General features: G+C 71.2%; 18 protein-coding genes. 4 read left to right on the forward strand and 14 right to left on the reverse strand.

Annotation, left to right across the window (positions count from 1 at the left end; genetic code table 11):
* Positions 1-40: 40 nt before the first annotated feature.
* The 4 genes from F0U47_RS08150 to F0U47_RS08165 all read right to left on the reverse strand — a co-directional run bounded on the left by F0U47_RS08150 (position 41) and on the right by F0U47_RS08165 (position 3,486).
* A complete protein-coding gene (locus tag F0U47_RS08150; protein ID WP_149749801.1) occupies positions 41-535 on the reverse strand; it encodes a class III extradiol ring-cleavage dioxygenase family protein in 495 nt (164 codons plus the stop codon).
* On the reverse strand, positions 532-1,395 hold the full coding sequence (gene folP, locus F0U47_RS08155) for a dihydropteroate synthase (protein WP_223162695.1): 864 nt from the start codon (positions 1,393-1,395) through the stop codon (positions 532-534). The genes F0U47_RS08150 and folP overlap by 4 nt, the downstream gene beginning before the upstream one ends.
* Positions 1,392-2,303 (reverse strand): glucosyl-3-phosphoglycerate synthase, encoded by a 912-nt coding sequence (locus tag F0U47_RS08160; RefSeq protein WP_149749802.1) that lies wholly within the window; start codon positions 2,301-2,303, stop codon positions 1,392-1,394. Before F0U47_RS08160 ends, folP begins: the two co-directional genes overlap by 4 nt.
* Positions 2,304-2,607: 304 nt before the next feature.
* A complete protein-coding gene (locus tag F0U47_RS08165; RefSeq protein ID WP_188111218.1) occupies positions 2,608-3,486 on the reverse strand; it encodes an N-acetylmuramoyl-L-alanine amidase family protein in 879 nt (292 codons plus the stop codon).
* A 194-nt stretch (positions 3,487-3,680) separates the two neighbouring features.
* On the opposite strand from F0U47_RS08165, the gene F0U47_RS08175 reads away from it, so the two are divergent.
* The gene (locus F0U47_RS08175) at positions 3,681-5,141 is read left to right on the forward strand and encodes a sugar transferase (protein WP_188111219.1); all 1,461 of its coding nucleotides are present in this window, start codon (positions 3,681-3,683) and stop codon (positions 5,139-5,141) included.
* Positions 5,142-5,157: 16 nt separating this feature from the next.
* Here F0U47_RS08175 and F0U47_RS08180 read toward each other — a convergent pair whose 3' ends face one another.
* The 4 genes from F0U47_RS08180 to rfbA all read right to left on the reverse strand — a co-directional run bounded on the left by F0U47_RS08180 (position 5,158) and on the right by rfbA (position 10,476).
* Positions 5,158-6,495, reverse strand: coding sequence for a phospholipase D-like domain-containing protein (locus F0U47_RS08180; RefSeq protein ID WP_149749804.1), 1,338 nt, complete (start codon positions 6,493-6,495; stop codon positions 5,158-5,160).
* 140 nt (positions 6,496-6,635) lie between these two features.
* A complete protein-coding gene (galE, locus tag F0U47_RS08185; protein ID WP_149749805.1) occupies positions 6,636-7,640 on the reverse strand; it encodes a UDP-glucose 4-epimerase GalE in 1,005 nt (334 codons plus the stop codon).
* Positions 7,641-7,659: 19 nt separating this feature from the next.
* Complete coding sequence (locus tag F0U47_RS08190) at positions 7,660-9,441, reverse strand: PD40 domain-containing protein (RefSeq protein ID WP_188111220.1); 1,782 nt, start codon at positions 9,439-9,441, stop codon at positions 7,660-7,662.
* Positions 9,442-9,594: 153 nt separating this feature from the next.
* Positions 9,595-10,476 (reverse strand): glucose-1-phosphate thymidylyltransferase RfbA, encoded by an 882-nt coding sequence (gene rfbA / locus F0U47_RS08195; protein ID WP_149749807.1) that lies wholly within the window; start codon positions 10,474-10,476, stop codon positions 9,595-9,597.
* Between the two features lie 18 nt (positions 10,477-10,494).
* Between rfbA and rfbB the strand changes: the two genes are divergently transcribed.
* Positions 10,495-11,496: a dTDP-glucose 4,6-dehydratase gene (gene rfbB, locus F0U47_RS08200; protein ID WP_149749808.1), complete on the forward strand. Its 1,002-nt coding sequence runs from the start codon at positions 10,495-10,497 to the stop codon at positions 11,494-11,496.
* A gap of 1 nt (position 11,497) precedes the next feature.
* Here rfbB and F0U47_RS08205 read toward each other — a convergent pair whose 3' ends face one another.
* The 4 genes from F0U47_RS08205 to F0U47_RS08220 all read right to left on the reverse strand — a co-directional run bounded on the left by F0U47_RS08205 (position 11,498) and on the right by F0U47_RS08220 (position 13,422).
* Positions 11,498-11,851, reverse strand: coding sequence for a phosphomannose isomerase type II C-terminal cupin domain (locus F0U47_RS08205; RefSeq protein WP_149749809.1), 354 nt, complete (start codon positions 11,849-11,851; stop codon positions 11,498-11,500).
* A 131-nt stretch (positions 11,852-11,982) separates the two neighbouring features.
* On the reverse strand, positions 11,983-12,261 hold the full coding sequence (locus F0U47_RS08210) for a DUF2516 family protein (protein ID WP_149749810.1): 279 nt from the start codon (positions 12,259-12,261) through the stop codon (positions 11,983-11,985).
* Between the two features lie 84 nt (positions 12,262-12,345).
* Positions 12,346-12,954: a hypothetical protein gene (locus F0U47_RS08215; RefSeq protein ID WP_149749811.1), complete on the reverse strand. Its 609-nt coding sequence runs from the start codon at positions 12,952-12,954 to the stop codon at positions 12,346-12,348.
* 36 nt (positions 12,955-12,990) lie between these two features.
* Positions 12,991-13,422, reverse strand: a complete 432-nt coding sequence (locus F0U47_RS08220) for a helix-turn-helix domain-containing protein (protein WP_149749812.1) — start codon at positions 13,420-13,422, stop codon at positions 12,991-12,993.
* Positions 13,423-13,555: 133 nt separating this feature from the next.
* On the opposite strand from F0U47_RS08220, the gene cysC reads away from it, so the two are divergent.
* Positions 13,556-15,436, forward strand: a complete 1,881-nt coding sequence (gene cysC / locus F0U47_RS08225) for an adenylyl-sulfate kinase (protein ID WP_246159527.1) — start codon at positions 13,556-13,558, stop codon at positions 15,434-15,436.
* Positions 15,433-16,446, forward strand: coding sequence for a sulfite exporter TauE/SafE family protein (locus F0U47_RS08230; protein WP_149749814.1), 1,014 nt, complete (start codon positions 15,433-15,435; stop codon positions 16,444-16,446). The genes cysC and F0U47_RS08230 overlap by 4 nt, the downstream gene beginning before the upstream one ends.
* A gap of 9 nt (positions 16,447-16,455) precedes the next feature.
* Here the strand turns inward: F0U47_RS08230 and F0U47_RS08235 are convergent, their stop codons facing one another.
* Positions 16,456-17,640, reverse strand: coding sequence for a nucleotide sugar dehydrogenase (locus F0U47_RS08235; RefSeq protein ID WP_149749815.1), 1,185 nt, complete (start codon positions 17,638-17,640; stop codon positions 16,456-16,458).
* Positions 17,641-17,691: 51 nt separating this feature from the next.
* The gene (locus F0U47_RS08240) at positions 17,692-18,504 is read right to left on the reverse strand and encodes a DUF4143 domain-containing protein (protein WP_149749816.1); all 813 of its coding nucleotides are present in this window, start codon (positions 18,502-18,504) and stop codon (positions 17,692-17,694) included.
* Positions 18,505-18,588: the final 84 nt, after the last annotated feature.

The raw sequence follows: 18,588 nt of genomic DNA on the forward strand, positions 1-18,588 counted from the left end.
CCGTGGGTCACAGGAGTCCCGAACGGTCCGCTCGTCGGCGTCACACCCAGCGGACGACCCAGTACTGCACGCCGTACGGCGCGTCGTCGTAGCCGACCTCGGCGCGATCACCGGGCGCCAGCAGGTCGCCGAGCGTCCGGATCGCCGCGACGTCGGCCCACATCTCGTCAGCCAGCTGCGCGTCGATGGCGCCGAGGGCGGTGGGCAGCGGCTCGAGCAGGGCTCGTCGCAGGTCGTCGTCGAACGCCTCGGCCCGCTCGTCGAAGTGGCCGGGCGCTGTGGGCGCCCTCTTCGCCGAGCCGTTGGCGACGACGAGCACCGGTGCCTGCCCGTCCGTGACCTCCTCCGCCCCGACGGCGTCCAGCAGGTGACGCGCCACCCGGGCGCCGGACTCCGAGAACGCCACCACCCGCACCTTCGGTCCGAGCGCGCCGACGACGGCGAGGCAGGCGGCGCGCAGGTCGGCGACCGGGTCCTCGATCGAGGCGTACGCCGGCAGCAGGGCCGGCACGCCCGGCACCAGGGCACATGTCATGCGAGGCCCCGGATCGCGCGGCGCGGGGGCCGCCGGCCGGCGATCGACCACACCATGTCGACGGCCTGGCGCGCCTCGACCACCTCGTGCACGCGGTAGATCCGCGCTCCGGCGAGGGCGCACACCGCCGTCGCCGCCAGGGTGCCGACCAGCCGCTCACCGACCGGGAGCCCGAGGGTCTCGCCGACGAAGTCCTTGTTGGAGAGCGACACCAGCACCGGCCAGCCGGTGGCGACCATCTCGCCCAGCCGGCGGGTGACCTCGAGGGAGTGGAAGGTGTTCTTGCCGAAGTCGTGGGCCGGGTCGATGACGATCGACTCGCGCGCGACACCGGCCGCCAGCGCGCGCTCGGCGTAGGCGACCGTGTCGCCGATCGCGGCGGCGACCACGTCGTCGTACTCCACCCGGAACGGGCGGGTCCGCGGGGTCACGCCGCCGGTGTGGGTGCACACGATCGCCGCGTCGTGCTCGGCAGCCACGTCGACCAGCTCCGGGTCGGCGCCGCCCCACGCGTCGTTGAGCACGTCGGCGCCCGCCGCACAGGCGGCCGCGCCGACCTCCGCGCGCCAGGTGTCGACCGAGATCACCAGCGAGGGGTACGACGCCCGCACCCGCGCCACGAAGTCGACGACCCGGTCCTTCTCCTCCCCGGCCGAGATCTCCTCGCCCGGCGCCGCCTTGATGCCGCCGATGTCGACGATCTCGGCGCCCTGCTCCACGACCGCGGCGACCCGCTCGAACGCGGCGTCCTCGGCCCAGGTGGCGCCCCGGTCGTAGAAGGAGTCGGGCGTGCGGTTGACGATCGCCATCATCAGCGTGGCGTCGTCGGCGAAGGAGCGGCGACCCAGCCGGAGCGTCACAGGTAGCCCTCGGCCGGCGGCCGCTCGACGGTCTCGATCACGCGGTCCAGGGGCACCGGCCCCGGCAGGAACTGCCGGAGCACGGCGAGGTCCGACGGGGGCAGGCTTCCGTCCTGCTTGCGCTGCAGCGCCATCGCGAGGATCTGGACGGCCATGCTGCCGAGGTCCAGCAGCGGCTGGTGCCCGTGGGCGCGGGTGCCGAGGTCGACCTGCGCGAGCGCGCTCGTGCCGTGCTTCGCGACGGTGTCGACGAGGGAGGCGAGCTCGACGGCGTAGCCGGTCGGCACCGACAGCGACGCGAAGTGGGACCGGCGCACGGCCCACTCGCCGGCGAGCGGCTGCACGAGGTCCCGCAGCGCGGGGAAGAACAGGGAGATCAGCGGGCGGGCGACGAGCTCGGTGACCCGGCCCCCGTCCAGCGGGCCGTCCTCCCCGGGTCGCTCGTAGTAGCCCTTCACCAGCTGGACCTCGGGCCAGGTCAGCAGCGGGCCGAGCAGGCCGGGCACGAAGTGGGTGTCCCAGTCGGTGAGGTCGGCGTCCATGAACACGACCACGTCACCGTCGGTCACGAACAGCGACTTCCACATCGCCTCGCCCTTGCCCGGATGGGTGCCGAGGTCGGGGCGGATCTGCGAGGCACGGTGCACGTCGGCGCCGGCTGAAACGGCGACGTCGTACGTCGCGTCGGTCGAGTCGCTGTCGATGACCACGATCTCGTCGACGAGCGACACAGTGTCGACCAGCCGCTCGCGGACGCGCGACACGACGCCGCCGACCGTGCCGGCCTCGTTGTGCGCGGGCACGACCAGGCTCACCCGGGTGTCACCCTTGGCAGCGATCAGCTCGTCGAGGGTCCAGTCGTTCCAGTGCGCGGTGCGGACTCCGCACCCGGACGAGTCGACGGACATGCTGCGACCCTACCGATCGACTCGGGGTCGCCCGCCACGCACCGTTGGCCGGAACCGCAGACGGCCGGGGGTGTCAGCGTGCAGACTGGGAGCTCTCGGGACGACCAACGGATTCTCTGGGGGGAGAAAGATCCGGGGTCCGGATGCGAGCTCTCCGCAGATGGATGAGGAAGGCCCGGTGTCGGGCGAAGTACGGCAGGGCCTGCCCGCACGGTGGCCACTACGGCGGCAAGCGGCGCAATCGCATGTCCGCTGCAGTCGTCCCGACCCATCCTGCCGAGCCCAAGCCACAGCCCAAGCCGACTCACAAGGCGAGGAAGCGCTCCACCGCCGAGGCCAACGCCGACGCGTAGGCGCGCCGACCTTCCTCGCTCGTCATCAGCGCCGCATCGCCCGGGTCCCGCATGTTGCCGAGCTCGACCAGCACGGTCGGGATGTCGGCCAGGTTGAGGGTCCCCAGGTCCCCGCGGACGTCGATCCCGTCGTTGCCGGTGTACGTCGACGTGGCGAGTCCCTCGTCCACCAGCGCGCCCCGCACCACCTCCGCCAGCCGCAGTGACGGCGCGGCGATGTCGGTGGTCCACGGTGCCCTCTCCTCCGGTGCGATCACGTGGAACCCGTGTGCGCCCGCGGACACCGAGCCGTCTGCGTGGATGCTGATCTTCACGTCGGCGGTCGGTCCGGGCTCGTCCGGGTTGCCGGCCCGGCCGCGCTCGTCGACGCACGGTCCCCACGCCTCGGCCGAGTTCCGCACCCTGGTCAGCAGCACCCGCGCACCCAGCTGGCGCAGCACCCGCCGGGTCTCCAGCGCCACCTCCCAGGTGAACGTCGCCTCCGGGTAGCCACCCTCGGTCGCCGTCCCTGTGGTGTTGCACGGCTTCGTGAAGCCACCGGCGTCGACCGGCCGGCTCGTCTCGGCCGGGTGCGCGGCGTTGCCGAGCTGGTGCCCGGGGTCGAGCACGACGACCGCGCCCGCCAGCGGTGGCTCGGGACGGATCGTCGGCGCCGCCGCGGTCGAGCGCGGCGTGACCGGGGCCCGCGAAGTCGCCGCGGACGGGGGCGACGACGCCGGCCTCGTCGCGCCCGGTTCCGGCGCGTCGCCGGAGCGGGCGCAGCCGGCGACCGCGAGCAGGACGACCACCAGCAGGACGGCTGACCGGGTCGTGGCGGGGGCGGTGCGCATGAGACATCCGAGCCTAGGGCGTGGCACCGTGCCGGGCCGGTCTAGACAAAACCGGTCAATGTGTAACCCGCCCCTTATCACGTCGTTAGACCGGCGTGCCGGATCAGGGAACCTCGACACCCGTGGGTGTCCCCTGCCGGACCAGGCCCCCCGAGACCCCGGGGTCCTGACGTTCCAGCATTGAGGGTGATCGAGTGACAGTGCTGATCGGGCACGCCGCGCCGACGCGCGCTCTCGCCCGGCCCTCCGGCCGCACGCTGCGCTTCCTCCCGCCCAGCCTGTTCGTCCTCGATGCAGTCCTGATCGCCTTCGTGACCGGCGCCGCGGCGTACTTCGCCCACGGGATGCCGTACCTCGACCCCCAGGTCGGGCTCACCATCGCCGACCAGGCGGCCGGCACCCTGCTCGTGGCGGGCTGGCTCCTCGTCATCGCTCTCGGCGGCGGCTACCGGAGCCAGGTCCTGGGGGGCGGCAGCGACGAGTACAAGCGCGTCCTCAACGCGAGCCTGACCTACACCGGGCTGCTGGCCCTCGTCCTGTTCCTCGCGCAGGCTGAGGTCTCCCGCGCGTTCTTCGTCCTGCTGTTCGCGATCGGCCTCCCCACCCTGCTCCTCTCCCGGTGGACTGCGCGCTACGCGCTCCACCGGGCCCGCCAGGCCGGCCGCCTCGGCGTGCCCGTCCTCATCGCCGGCTCCCCGCGCCACGTCGACGAGGTCCACGCCGTGCTCGACCGTGCCCGTTGGCTCGGCTACCGCGTCGTCGGCGCGATCACCCCCGCCGGCGACACCACGCCGGGGCTCAGCAGCGTCCCGGTCGTCGGCTCGACCGACGACGTGACGACCGCCGCCCTGCACGCCGACGCGCAGGTCATCCTCTTCGCCGGCGGGTCGTCGGTCTCCGCCCAGGACCTCCAGGAGAAGGTCTGGGAGCTCGAGGAGCGCGGCATCGGCGTCGTGGTCACCCAGGGCGCCACCGGCATCACCAGCAACCGGGTTTCTTACCGCCCCGTCGGCGGGTTGCCGCTGATGCACCTCGACACCCCGGCCTGGGCACAGGCGACCCGACTCAGCAAGCGCACTTTCGACGTGGTCGGAGCGCTGGCCCTGCTGGCTTTCCTCAGCCCGCTCTTCCTCTTCATCGCGCTGCGGATCAAGCTGCACGACGGCGGACCGGTGCTCTTCAAGCAGACCCGCGTCGGACGCCAGAGCGTCCCGTTCCACTGCGCGAAGTTCCGCACGATGGTCCCCAACGCGGAGGACCTCCTCGCTGCGCTCCACGTGTCCACCGGGTACGACGGCGGCCTCTTCAAGATGGAGGACGACCCGCGGATCACCCGCCCGGGCCGGTGGCTGCGGCGGTTCTCGCTCGACGAGCTCCCCCAGCTGTGGAACGTCGTCCGCGGCGACATGAGCCTGGTCGGCCCCCGGCCGCCCCTCCCGCACGAGGTCGCGCAGTACGACAACGCGGCTCGCCGCCGCCTCCACGTCCGCCCCGGCATGACCGGCCTCTGGCAGGTCTCCGGCCGCTCGGACCTGTCGTGGGAGGCCGCGATCCGGCTCGACCTCTACTACGTCGACCACTGGTCGATGCTGCAGGACCTGCACATCCTCTGGCGCACGCTCGGCGTCGTCGTCCTCGGCCGCGGCGCGTACTGAGGCACCTTGCCAGCGGCTACTCGCGCCGGGAGTGCCGTCGGACGACGTGCCAGCGGTCGACGTACCTCCGGTAGAGGGCGGCACTGGTGATGTTGACCGTGACCTCGTCGCCCCTCCGCAGGGCGCCGTCGGTCCAGTTCGCCGATCCGGTCCACACGCCGGCGTAGCGCCGGTTGCCGTCGTAGGTGCCGCGGATCGCGAGCGCCTTCATGTGCGTGCGGATGTTGACCTCGCCGTCGTCGTCGGTGTCGTGGCGGCTGTCCCACAGGTCGATCAGTCCGGCCCGACGGGCATCGCGCATCCGCGCCAGGAGGCGGCGGTCCACGGCACCGAAGATGATGTGCACCTTGCAGCCGTCGACGGCCAGGCTGCGGATCTTCTCCCAGAGGTACACGCCGCGCGGCCCGTCCCACCAGAACTGCTGGATGTAGAGGTGCGTCGCCCCGAACTCGCTCCGGCACCGGATCTTGCGGAGGTCGACCATGAGCGGGTCGCGACGCCGGCCGACGGACATGGGGAAGAACCGAGTGGTGTACGGGCCGTCCACGAGCTCCACCAGCTCGGAGCCCGCGCGCCTCTGCGCGGTCATGAGCCGGTGCATGTCCGCGACGAACTCGAACGTCCTCGGCCGCTCCTTGATCACGACGAGGTCGTTCCAGCCTGCGTTGACACCGCCGGAGTTGAGGTTCGTCGACGCGAGCATCACCACGTTGTCCGCAGTGCCGACGCTCGAGAACGCGTAGATCTTCGCGTGCATGGCGGCCTCGGCGGCCCCACGGCAGCTGCCGGAGCACTGGAGGACGTAGCTGCCGTCCTTGCCCCAGGTGACGTCGTTGGCCGTCGGCTGCCGCAGGCTTCGCGTGACCTGCCGCGAGCTCATCAGCGGGATCCCGTGGCGCTCCTGCCGTAGCCCCCCGTTGTCGGCCGGAAGGGCGCGGTTGCAGCGGCCGGCACGGGGGTCGCTGTCAGCGGTGCCGTCGTTGTCGGCGTCGCGCACGTTGTCGGCGTTGAGTGCCGTGACGATCCGGCGGAACGGCTTCGACCTCACGTCACGGTCGATGATCACCCGGACGGAGACACCGCGCCGGCAGGCGCCGATGATCGCCTTCGCGCTCTCGGGCCGGTCGAACAGGTAGGCGGCGAGGATCAGCCGGGGATGCGGGTCGCGGGCTGTCGGCCTGATGTGGCGGATCGCCTCCTCGACCTTGAGGACGATCCTCTCCCGCTCTGCCGGCTTGCCCCACAGGCGTGGAGTGTTGAAGGTGACGCCGCCGTCCGGCTCGTATCCGCGCGCCGCCGCGGGCAGCAGTGTCAACGGCAGCAACGCGGCGAGGACAAGCACCGTTCGACGCATGGCACGCACCCCACACTCCGGGGCGTTCGCCGCCGGAAGGAGCTCCGTCGGCAACCCGGATCCGTGTCGACAACGGTAGCCGCGGCCGACCGGGGGCGCGCCGGAACGCGCCAAGCCGCCGAGGACCCGCGGCGGTGAGGCTACTCGTAGCCGAGGACCGACTTCCGCTTCTCGCCCCAGGCCAGCGCGGACGCGATCGCCTCGTCGAGGGTGGCCTCGGTCCGCCAGCCGAGCAGCTCGGCGGCCTTGTCGGCGTTGGCGAACGCACCGACGGCGTCACCGGGCCGCGGCGGCGCCTCGGTGACCGGTACCGGCTTCCCGACGACGCGCTCGACGGCGGCGATCAGCTCCTTGACGGTCACCCCGTCGCCTCCGCCGATGTTGAGGTAGGAGTACGGCGCGCCCTCGGCCGCGATCACGTCATCGAACCTCTCGACCGCCCGGACGTGCGCCTTCGCCAGGTCCCAGGCGTGGATGTAGTCGCGGATGCCCGTGCCGTCGCGGGTCGGCAGGTCGGTGCCGGTGATCGTGAACGAGTCGCGGTAGCCCAGCGCGGTCTGCGCCAGCAGCGGCACCACGTGGGTCGCGTCCTTGAGGTGGTAGCCGGTCTCGAGGTCCGGGTCGGTGCCGATCGGGTTGAAGTAGCGCAGGATGATCGCGCGCAGCGAGGTGGCCTTGGCGATGTCCTCCAGGCACATCTCCATCATCCGCTTGGTGCGGGCGTACGGCGAGGTCGGGTCGACCGGGTCGGTCTCCCGGACCTCGAACGCCGGCTGCAGCGCGTAGAGCGAGGCCGTGGACGAGAACAGGATCCGCGGCTTCCCGAGCTGCTCGAGCTGGTCGAAGAGCTCGAGCGACTTCGCGACGTTGTCGCGGTAGTACTCGTAGGGCAGCGCCACGGACTCCGGTACGACGATGCGCGCGGCCATGTGGATGGTCGCCTCGATCTCTGGGTGCTCCTCCACGATCCGCGCCACCAGTGCCCGGTCGGCGATGTCGCCCTCGTAGAACACCCGGCCCTCGGTGAACGCCTTCGGTCCGACCAGCAGGGAGTCGAGGAGGACTGGCGTGTGACCGGCCTGCTCGAGCGCCTTCGACGTGATCGAACCCAGGTAGCCGGCGCCGCCGGTGACGAGAACCTTCACGAGGAAGGAGCCTACGGGGTCAGGGACAGCTGATCGGCGCCGGATCGACACCGTCGCGGACCGCCTCGGCGTCGACGTCGGCGCCGCAGTCGATGACCAGGTCCCGCACGCCGTCCTGGGCGCGCAGCAGGTCACGCCCCTCACCGCCCCGGAGCGTGTCGGCCCCGAGGTTGCCGCGCAGCTGGTTGTTGAGGTCGTTGCCCACCAGGGTGTCGGCACCATTGCCGCCGGTGACGTTCTCCACCGACCCCCGGACGGTGTCCCGGTCGCCGGCGGCGCCGTCGACCTTGCCTCCGTCGTTGCCCGGGCCGCTGCCGACGGTCACGTCCACCGGCTGGGCACGGCCCGTGTAGTCGACGGTGTCGGTGCCGGGACCGCCCGCGATCTGGTCGGCGTCGTCGCCGCCGGTCATGGTGTCGCCCCCGTCGCCTCCGCGCAGGACGTCGTCACCGCCCTCGCCGGAGAGCTGGTCGTCGCCGTCGTCACCGACCAGGGTGTCCTCGCCACCGCCGCCGGAGACCGTGTCGACACCGCCCGCAGCCAGCACCGTGTCGTCGCCGCGGCCGCCCTGGATCAGGTTCGCGCTGTCGTCGCCGAACAGCGTGTCGGGCCCGGCACCGCCGGTGAGGTTCTCGACGTCGGCCGCGATCAGGTCACTGACGTCGGCGGACGGGTCGGTCTCGCCGATCACCGCTCGCGCGGGCGCGGTCTGACCGGCATAGCTGACCGTGTCGGTCCCGGCGCCGCCGCAGACGACGTCCTGGCCCTGGAGCCCGAGGATCGTGTCGTTGCCCGCGAGCCCGTGGATCACGTCGACCCCGGTCGAGCCGCGCAGCGTGTCGTTGCCCGCGGTGCCGCCGACAGTGACCGCACGACCCTGGCAGACCGGCTGGTCGGCTCCCCACGTGGTCGACTCGAGGTCGGACCCGCTCGCCACGCTGACCACGCCACCCGTCCCCGGCGTGTAGGCGTGGATCCCCGCCGCCGTGTGGAAGGCGATCCTGGTGCCGTCGGGCGACCAGGCGGGCTCCCACTCATTGGTGCTGCTCGTGAGGAGGCCCACCCGCCCGGTGCCGTCCGGGTTCATCCAGTAGATGTCGTGGTCGGCGCTGGAGTACACGTACTCGAAGACGATTTTCGTTCCGTCCGGCGACCACGACGGCGACAGGCCGACGCCGAGGTCGACCGGCGTCCCGCCGTCGGCATCCATCACGTAGATGTGCAGGGGGGAGGTGAACGGGTCGCCGGAGTAGTCGGCGAAGGCGATCTTCGTGCCGTCGGGCGACCAGGTGAGGTCCTCACCGAAGAACCTGCTGTCCCTCAGCACCTGGACCGGCGTGCCGCCCCAGATGGGAACGACGAAGATGCCGTTGACGCCGGCCTGGGTCCTGACGAAGGCGATCCGACTGCCGTCCGGCGACCAGGTCGGGTCGGAGTCGAAGCCGCCCTCAGTCAGCCGGTAGGGGTAGGAGGTCTCCCCGAACGGGTGGGCGACGACCCAGAGGCCATCAGCGGAGGCGGAACCGTAGGACCAGTACACGATCCGCGTGCCGTCCGGCGACCATTCCGGGTCCCGAGGAATGGCGCCGGTGTCGGCGAGGTGGAAGTAGGTGTCTCCCGTGGAGGAGGAGAGATAGCCGTCGGTCGCGGCGCCGGACGCGTCGCGGATGATCTTCGTCCACGCGATCGCGCCGTTCGTGCCCGCCGTGACCTCCGGCGCGCGCGGGTCCGACCGCTCGGCTGCCGCCGGCGGCCCCACCCCGGGTCCGGCCAGAGCCGCCCCGATCAAGGCCGCTGCCATCGCCTGTGCGAGTCGTCGCGGCCTGTGCGTTGCCCCCATGGCAACCACCGTCTTCCAGAGCGCAGAAAATAGGTGCCCGCCCGAGCCTGGGATCGTCCCACGGTCGCACGGCGCTCGTCGCGCCGAGGCGATTCGCAGGAATCTTTGAACTTCTCACGACGGGCCGCGGCGATCGTCCCCGAGCAGGCCGAGCAGGTAGTCGCCGTACCCGCTGGCGAGCAGCCTCTCCCCCAGCGCCCGCAGCTCGTCGTCGCCGATGTAGCCCATCCGCCAGGCGACCTCCTCGGGAGCAGCGACCTTGGTGCCCTGGCGCGCCTCGAGCGTCCGGACGTAGTTGCTGGCGTCGTTGAGCGCATCGAAGGTGCCGGAGTCCAGCCAGGCGGAGCCGCGCGGCAGCACCTGCACGGAGAGCCGGCCCTCCTCGAGGTAGCCGCGGTTGAGGTCGGTGATCTCCAGCTCGCCGCGTGGCGACGGCCGGAGCCGCTTGGCCCGCTCGACGACGTCGGGGCCGTAGAAGTAGAGCCCGGGCACGGCGAGGTTGCTGCGGGACCGCTCCGGCTTCTCGACGAGCGCGACCGGACGGCCGTCGGCGTCGAGCTCGACCACGCCGTAGTCCTCCGGGTTGGCGACCGGGTAGGCGAAGACCGCGGCGCCGTCGACGTGGTCGAACTGCCGCAGCTGCCCCCCGAGGCCAGGGCCGTAGAGGATGTTGTCGCCGAGGATCAGCGCCGACGATCCATCCGCGATGTGCTGCTCGCCGATGACGAACGCCTGCGCCAGCCCGTCCGGTGAGGGCTGTACGGCGTACGACACCTCGATGCCGAGCTGCGAACCGTCACCGAGCAGTCGCCGGAAGAGGTCGGTCTCGCGCGGCGTCGTGATCACCAGGATCTCGCGGATCCCTGCCAGCATGAGCGTCGACAGCGGGTAGTAGACCATCGGCTTGTCGTAGATCGGCATGAGCTGCTTGCTGATCGCCTGGGTGATCGGCAGGAGCCGGTTGCCCGTGCCGCCCGCCAGGATGATCCCCCGCATCCGGCTAGTGTGCCGGATGTGCATCAGCGGATCCTGGTGACGGGCGGCGCGGGGTTCATCGGCTGCAACTTCGTGCGCCACCTGCTCGCCCACACCGACGCGGCCGTGACCGTGCTCGACAAGCTGACCTACGCCGCCAGCCCCCCTGCTCTCGAGGGGCTCCCCGAGGACCGTCTCCGACTGGTCGTCGGCGACGTGGCCGACGCGTCGGTCGTCGACCCGCTGGTGGCCGAGCACGACGCCGTCGTGCACCTCGCCGCGGAGTCACACAACGACAACGCGCTGCGCGACCCGGCGCCCTTCGTCCACACCAACCTGGTCGGCACGTTCACCGTCCTGGAGGCGGTACGGAAGGCCGACGTCCGCCTCCACCACGTCTCCACCGACGAGGTGTACGGCGACCTCGCGCTCGACGACCCCCAGCGGTTCACCGAGGACACGCCGTACGACCCGAGCAGCCCCTACTCCGCGACGAAGGCGGGCTCCGACCACCTGGTGCGGGCGTGGGTCCGCAGCTTCGGCGTCCGGGCGACGATCTCGTGCTGCTCCAACAACTACGGGCCGTGGCAGCACGTCGAGAAGTTCGTCCCGCGGCAGATCACCAACCTCCTCGACGGCCGGCGACCCCGGCTCTACGGGGCCGGCGACAACATCCGCGACTGGATCCACGTCGACGACCACAGCTCGGCGCTGCTCACGATCCTCGAGCGCGGCCGGATCGGCGAGACCTATCTGGTCGGCGCCGACGGCGAGCGCTCGAACCTCGAGATGGTGCAGCTGATCCTGCGCCTGATGGGACGCGACCCCGACGACTTCGACCACGTGGCCGACCGCGCCGGCCACGACGTCCGCTACGCCATCGAGACGGGCCACCTGCGCAACGCGCTCGGCTGGCTCCCGACGTACGGCGACCTCGAGGCCGGCCTGGCGCAGACCATCGCGTGGTACACCGACCACGAGGACTGGTGGCGTCCGCACAAGGCGGCGACCGAGGCGGCCTACGCCGCCAAGGGCCAGTGACTCAGACTTCTACGCGGCCGTAGTCGTCCTCGAGCCGGCAGATGTCGTCCTCGCCGGTGTAGGTGCCGTGCTGGACCTCGATGATCACCAGGGGCACGTCGTGCTCGTTGGTGATCCGGTGGGGCTCGCCGATCGCGACGTTGACCGAGTCGGCCACCTCGAGCACGAGCACGTTGCCGTCGATCACGCAGGTAGCGGTGCCGGAGACGACCGTCCAGTGCTCGGCCCGGTGCTCGTGGGTCTGGTAGGAGAGCCGCGCGCCGGGCTCGACGACGATCCGCTTCACCTTGAAGCCGTCGCCCTCGTCCAGGACCTGCCAGGAACCCCACGGTCGAACTGCACTGTCACCGATCACAGATCCACTCCCACAGCCTTCTCGTGCCTCCCCGGACGCTCCCACGGCAGCCGGCTCCCCCACGGTAACGACCGCGTGCATACCGGGGGTACGGATTCGGAGAACTTTTGTTGACGAAATTCTGCAGTACGTCAACGACGGCGCAGGCCGGCGAGAGCGGGCCGCACGTCCGCGAGGTAGACCAGGGCCGCGACGGTCGCGGCCAGGTTGATCAGGAAGAGGATCGGGATCAGCTGCAGCAGCACGGCGATGCCCAGGATGCTGCACCACGTCGCCTTGTTGAGCTTGTCGGCGGCGACGTAGGACTCGGCCGAGTAGAGCAGCGAGCTGGCGAACGCGAAGATCTTGACGGCGAGCAGCACGAAGAACACGACGAGCTGCACGTAATCCTCGATCAGGAAGACATCCATGGTGCGGCGATCCTATCCGTCGAAATGAACATGACCCCGAGGGTTCAACCCCCGGGGCCCTGTTCCGATCAGGCGGCTGACGGATCAGCTGTTGGCGGCGGCCTTCTTGGCCGGAGCCTTCTGAGCCGGAGCCTTCTGGGCCGGAGCCTTCTTGGCGGCAGCCTTCTTGGCCGGGGCCTTCTTGGCGGGGGTCTTCTTCGCCGGGGCCTTCTTGGCGACGGAGCCGGGCACCGAGGCCGGGGCCTTCACGTCGTCACCCTTGCGGAGCTTGGTGACGACAGACTCGCCGCGCTTGGCGAGGTCGGCGTACTGCCGGGTCACGATGGCGACGTTCTCGTCGTACTTGCTCTTGACGTTGGTCGGCAGCGCCTTGGCGTCGGCCTGGAGCTCGGCGAGCTTGGCCTCGAACTTCGAGCGGTTGTCGTTGATCTGAGCGACAGCCTTGTCCTGGAGGCTCTTCGGCTGCGGAACCTCGAACTCCTTGACGGACTTCTGGACGTCGGCGACGCGGGCGTTGACCTTGGTCTGGACGTCGGTCACGTAGCCCTTGACCTTCTCGACGGCAAGGTCGGTGGCACCGACACCGGCGTACAGCGGCTTCGCGGCGACCTCGGGGACCTCGATCGACCCGAGGTCGACCTTCTTGAGGTCGACCTTGGGAACCTCGATCTTCGGGAGCTCGATCTTAGGCATGCAGAAAACACCCTTCGTGTTTGTTGGGGGACGTGCTTACTGGTCGGACAGGGCGGTCGACACGTCGGCCTCACCGGGCTCGTCGCTGTCCGCAGGCGCCAGGGCCTCGTCGGCAGCGTTGAGCGCCAGGAACGACGCGTAGACATCGAGGAGCGACTGCTTCTGCCGCTCAGTGAGGCCGGTGTCGCCGAGAACGGCGAGCTCGACCGACCCACCCACGCCGTCATCCGGGCTGAGGATCCCGGCCCGGATGTAGAGCTGCTCCGCGGAGATGCGCAGCGCCTTCGCGATCTGCTGCAGCACCTCTGCCGAGGGCTTGCGGAGCCCGCGCTCGATCTGGCTCAGGTAGGGGTTCGAGACGCCGGCCTGCTCGGCGAGCTGCCGCAGGGAGAGGCGCGACTGTGTGCGCTGCTCCTTGAGGTAGTCACCGAGAGCGCCCACCGTCCCGCTCACCGTCGCCTTCACCATGGGGCCAGTGTGCTAGCAATAGTTAGCACTTTGCAAGCGCCACGGAAGTGAACTGGTTCACACGGAGCGGGCCGCCACACCCACCTTGTCGGTAATTCCTATGGTCTTGCGCGGGTTTGGCAGGATGCGCAGGGTGTCGCGTCCTCCCCTGCCCCAGCACTGCCCGTCGCCGCGCGAGCTGGACGACCTCGAGCTGCTGGCGGTCGGGGCGATGGCGCCGACGGTCGGCTTCAACGAGCCGGGGAGCCCGGTCACGATCGCGCTGCCGGACGCGCTCGCGTCCGAGGTGGAGGCGGGCGGTGCCGTCGAGCTCGTCGACCCGGAGGGCCTTCCGCTCGCCACGCTGACCGGCGGTCCTGCCGGATGGGCGGTCACCCCGCTGACCCACGCCCAGTACGGGCCGTTCCGGCGGCTCTACCTCGCCCCCTCCGCCGTGCGGGAGCAGTACGCCGGGCGCACCTTCGTGACCGTCGCCGACGCGATCAGCGACGAGCAGGTCGCGCAGCTGCGGGACGTCGGTGACGTCACGCTGCTGGCCCTCGTCGGCCGCGGCACGCCTGCCCTCTCCCCGGTCGGCCTGCTCCGGGCGACGCTCCGCATCGCCGACCTCGTGGCCGCCGACGGCACGGCGGTCGACGTGGTCGCCGTACCCCTCGCGACGCACGGCGACGCGACGGCCGACGCGGCCCTGCGGGCCCAGGTCGTCGCCAACTACGCCGGGCCGGACCCGGTGCTCGACCTGGCACCGGGTGGCACGCCCGCCGCCGCGGTGGCCGACGTCGTCCGGGCCGACCGGCCGGAGCCGGCCGAGCAGGGCCTCGTCATCTTCTTCACCGGCCTTTCGGGCAGCGGCAAGTCCACCCTCGCCCAGGCCCTCATGGACCGGCTGCTCGAGCACGGCGGCCGCACGCTGACCAGCCTCGACGGCGACGTCGTCCGGCGGAACCTGTCGGCCGGCCTGACCTTCTCCAAGCAGGACCGCGAGACGAACATCCGCCGGATCGGCTGGGTCGCCGCGGAGATCTCCCGGCACGGCGGCGTCGCCGTGTGCAGCCCCATCGCGCCGTTCGACGAGACCCGCCAGCAGGTGCGGCAGTACGTCGCCGACGCCGGTGGCGCCTTCTTCCTCGTCCACGTCGCCACGCCGCTGGAGGAGTGCGAGCGACGCGACCGCAAGGGCCTCTACGCCAAGGCCCGCCGCGGCGAGATCCCCGAGTTCACCGGCATCTCCTCGCCCTACGAGGAGCCGCAGGACGCGGACGTCCGGGTCGACACGACCGGGCGCACGATCGACGACGCGCTCGACGACGTGCTGGTCGCTCTCCGCGACGCGGGCTACCTCGACCTCGTCGACCACGACGCACCCGCCGCCGGCCGCGTGAGCCCCCCGGCGGTCGAGGTGCGGGGCGCCCCGGCGCCGAGCCTCGAGACCACCGCACCCGCGCGCGCCGCCTCGACCGGCGGGGTCAGCATCCTGTTCGTGTGTACGGCGAACATCTGCCGCTCGCCCTACATGGAGCTGCGGGCGAGCACCGTCCTCGGCGACGCGGCCGGCCCGATCGAGTTCGCCAGCGCCGGCACCCACGGCTTCCGCGACCGGGGCGTCGACGCGACCATGGCCGACGTCCTCAGCAGCCGCGGCATCAGCGACGAGCGGATCGCGGCGTTCCGCAGCCGCCGCCTGACCCGCGAGCTGGTCGAGGCCGCCGACCTGGTGCTGACCGCCGAGACCACCCACCGGGAGTTCGTGCTGGAGGAGGCGCCCGGGTCCTTCCGCAAGGTGTTCACCCTCGGTCAGTTCGCCGACACGGCCTCCCGCCTCGACCCGACCCTGGTCGGGGCCGAGCTGATCGCCCACGCCGGCCACCGGCGGGCGGACGCCAGCGCTGCGCACGAGATCAGCGACCCCTTCAACCGCGGGCGGGCAGCGGCCGAGCTGTGCGCCGACCAGATCGACGGACTCCTGAAGGTCGTCATGCCCCGCCTGGCGGGACCGGGAAGGACCACACCATGAGCGAGCTGCTCACCCTCACGGCGCTCTCGATCGTCGCCGCCGGATTCTTCGTCGGCATCGTCGTCGGCCTCACCGGCATGGGCGGCGGCGCGCTCATGACGCCCGCCCTGATCTTCCTCGGGGTCGGCCACACGGCGTCGATCGTCACCGCGGACCTGACCGCGGCTGCGATCTACAAGACGGGCGGCGCCATCACCCACGCGCGGGAGGGCTCGCCCAACCTGCGGCTCGCCGGGTGGCTGATCGCAGGCTCGGTGCCGATGGCGTTCATCGGGCCCTACCTCGTCAGCGCCCTCACCGACGACACCGAGCAGCTGGAGCAGACCCTCAAGCTCTGCATCGGCATCGCGCTGCTGTTCGCGGCGTCGACCTACGCCCTGCGTCTCTACATCAACCTGCGCCGGGTGCGCAGCGGCGCGGCGACGCCGTCCGAGAACCCGCCGATCCGGCCGATCCCGACGCTGCTCGTCGGCATGCTGGGCGGCCTGCTGGTCGGCATCACCAGCGTCGGCTCCGGCTCGGTCATCATGATCGCGCTGCTCATGCTCTACCCGGGCCTGTCGGCGGTGAAGCTGGTCGGCACCGACCTCGTCCAGGCGGTGCCGCTCGTCCTCAGCGCCGCGATCGCCAACATCCTGATCCACGGCCTCGATTGGGCGCTGCTGATCCCGCTGGTGATCGGCTCGGTGCCCGGCACCCTGATCGGCAGCCGGATCGCGCCGCGGGTCCCGCAGTCCGTCATCCGCCGCGGCATCGTCGTCGTGCTGACGATGTCCGGCGTAGCCCTCCTCTTCAAGGCCGGGCTGCACCCGTTCGGCGAGGGCCAGGAGACGCTCGAGGCGATCGTCGTCGCGCTTGTGGGCATCGTGATGCTGGTGCTGGTCCCGGTCGTGTGGGGGCTGCTCCGCAAGCAGCACGGCCTGCCGATGTTCGGCGCCCCCACCGTCGCCGAGCTGGAGAAGCTGCCGGGCGACCGTAAGTCGCGGAAGGCCGCGAAGGCCCGGACCTGATAGTCCTCGTCAGTCGCGGCCGTAGATGTCGCGGGTGTAGACCTTCTCGACCACGTCGGCGAGCAGGTCCGTACGCCGGTTGGCGATGATCACGTCGGCGCGCGCCTTGAAGTCGGCGAGGTCGCGCACCACCTCCGAGCCGTAGAACGACGCCTCGTCGAGCTCCGGCTCGTAGACGATCACCTCGACGCCCTTGGCCTTGATCCGCTTCATGACGCCCTGGACCGACGACATCCGGAAGTTGTCGGAGCCGGACTTCATGATCAGCCGGTGCACGCCGACCACGGCCGGCTTGCGGCGCAGGACGTCGGCGGCCACGAAGTCCTTGCGGGTGGTGTTGGCCTCCACGATCGCGCTGATCAGGTTCTGCGGGACTTCGCGGTAGTTGGCCTGCAGCTGGCGGGTGTCCTTCGGCAGGCAGTAGCCGCCGTACCCGAACGACGGGTTGTTGTAGTGCACCCCGATCCGGGGGTCGAGGCCGACCCCCTCGATGATCTGCCGGGTGTCGAGGCCGTGCGTCGCGGCGTAGGTGTCGAGCTCGTTGAAGTACGCGACCCGCAGTGCGAGGTAGGTGTTGGCGAACAGCTTGATCGCCTCGGCCTCCGAAGGCTCGGTGACGAGGACCGGTACGTCGTCGTCGATCGCACCTTCGGCGAGCAGGTCGGCGAACCGCCTGCCCAGCGTCACCGCGGCGGGCGAGCGGGTGGAGGCGCCGATGACGATGCGGGACGGGTGCAGGTTGTCGTGGAGGGCGCGGCCCTCACGGAGGAACTCCGGGGAGAAGATGATCGTGGCGCCGGGGTGCTCGCGGCGCATCCGCTCGGTGAACCCCACAGGCACGGTGGACTTGATGACGACCGGGGTGTCGCGGTCGATCTCGAGGACCTCGCTGACCACCTTCTCGACCGTCGAGGTGTCGAAGTAGTGGGTGCGCACGTCGTAGTCGGTCGGCGTGGCGACCACGACGAAGTCGGCGCCGGCGTAGGCCAGGCCCGGGTCGAGCGTGGCCTTGAGGTCGAGCGGGTGGTTGCGGAGGTGGTCCTCGAGCTCGGGGTCCTCGATCGGTGACACCCGGTCGTTGACGAGGTCGACCCGGTGCGGGTCGATGTCGACGGCGACCACCTGGTGGTGCTGGGCCAGGACCACGGCGTTCGACAGGCCGACGTAGCCCGTGCCGACAACGGCGATCTTCATGTCTCGACCGTGGCCAGCCGATGCGTCGCGCCAAGGACGCCTGCGCGAACGTCAGGTTGCGGAGGGACGTCGATCCTGGGCGTCCCACTCCCACAGCGCCGAGATGGGAAGGCCCCACATGCCGGGGCGGTACTTGAACCCGACGGACGCCGTGTTGAGCACGATCCCCCCGCGGAACCGCGACCCGGCCCGCACGGCGAGCGCCTCGAGCGCGCGGAACTGGTGGGGCCGGAAGCCGGCGGCGGTCCGGATCTCGATCCCGTAGACCGTGTCGTCGGGGAGCTCGACGAGGAGGTCGACCTCCAGCCCGTTGCGCTCGCGGAGGTGGCCGACCTGGTACTCCACCGCGCTGGTCGAGCGCTGCCGGAGCAGCTCGGTGATGACGACGCCCTCCAGCAGCGGCGCGAGCCGGCGACGCCCGGCGAGCTCGGCGAGCTCCTGCGGGCTGTGGCCGCCGAGGTGGCGGGCGACAGCCGGGTCGGCGAAGACGACGCGCGGGCGGGCGACCGCCCGCCGCGTCACCAGCGCCCGGGACCCGGGCAGCATCCGCACCACGCCCAGCCGCTCGATGACATCGACGTACGGCGAGACGGTGGTCGCCGGGATCCCGGCGGCGTCGGCGAGCCGGGCCTTGTTGAGCTCGGCCGACGGTGGCCGGGCCATGGCCGTGACCAGCGCCAGCAGTCGCTCGGGGTCGAGCCGGCGCAGGGACCGGGCGGCGCCGTACGCCAGCCGGCGGAGCTCCTCGTCGATGCCCTCCTGGCGGGCCATGAGACCGACGTACTCAGGGACGCCCCAGCCGGAACGCACCTCGTCCGGCACCGACGCGCGGGACCCGAGCCGGGCTACGAAGTCGGCGGCCACGGCCTCAGCGTAGGCCCGCGGAGGCCAAACTCGTAGATTTGTCTACACGCTTCGCGGGGATGCCGCGTTGCAAGGCGCTGCATG

The organism is Nocardioides antri (assembly GCF_008373765.1).
GTDB lineage: Bacteria > Actinomycetota > Actinomycetes > Propionibacteriales > Nocardioidaceae > Nocardioides > Nocardioides antri.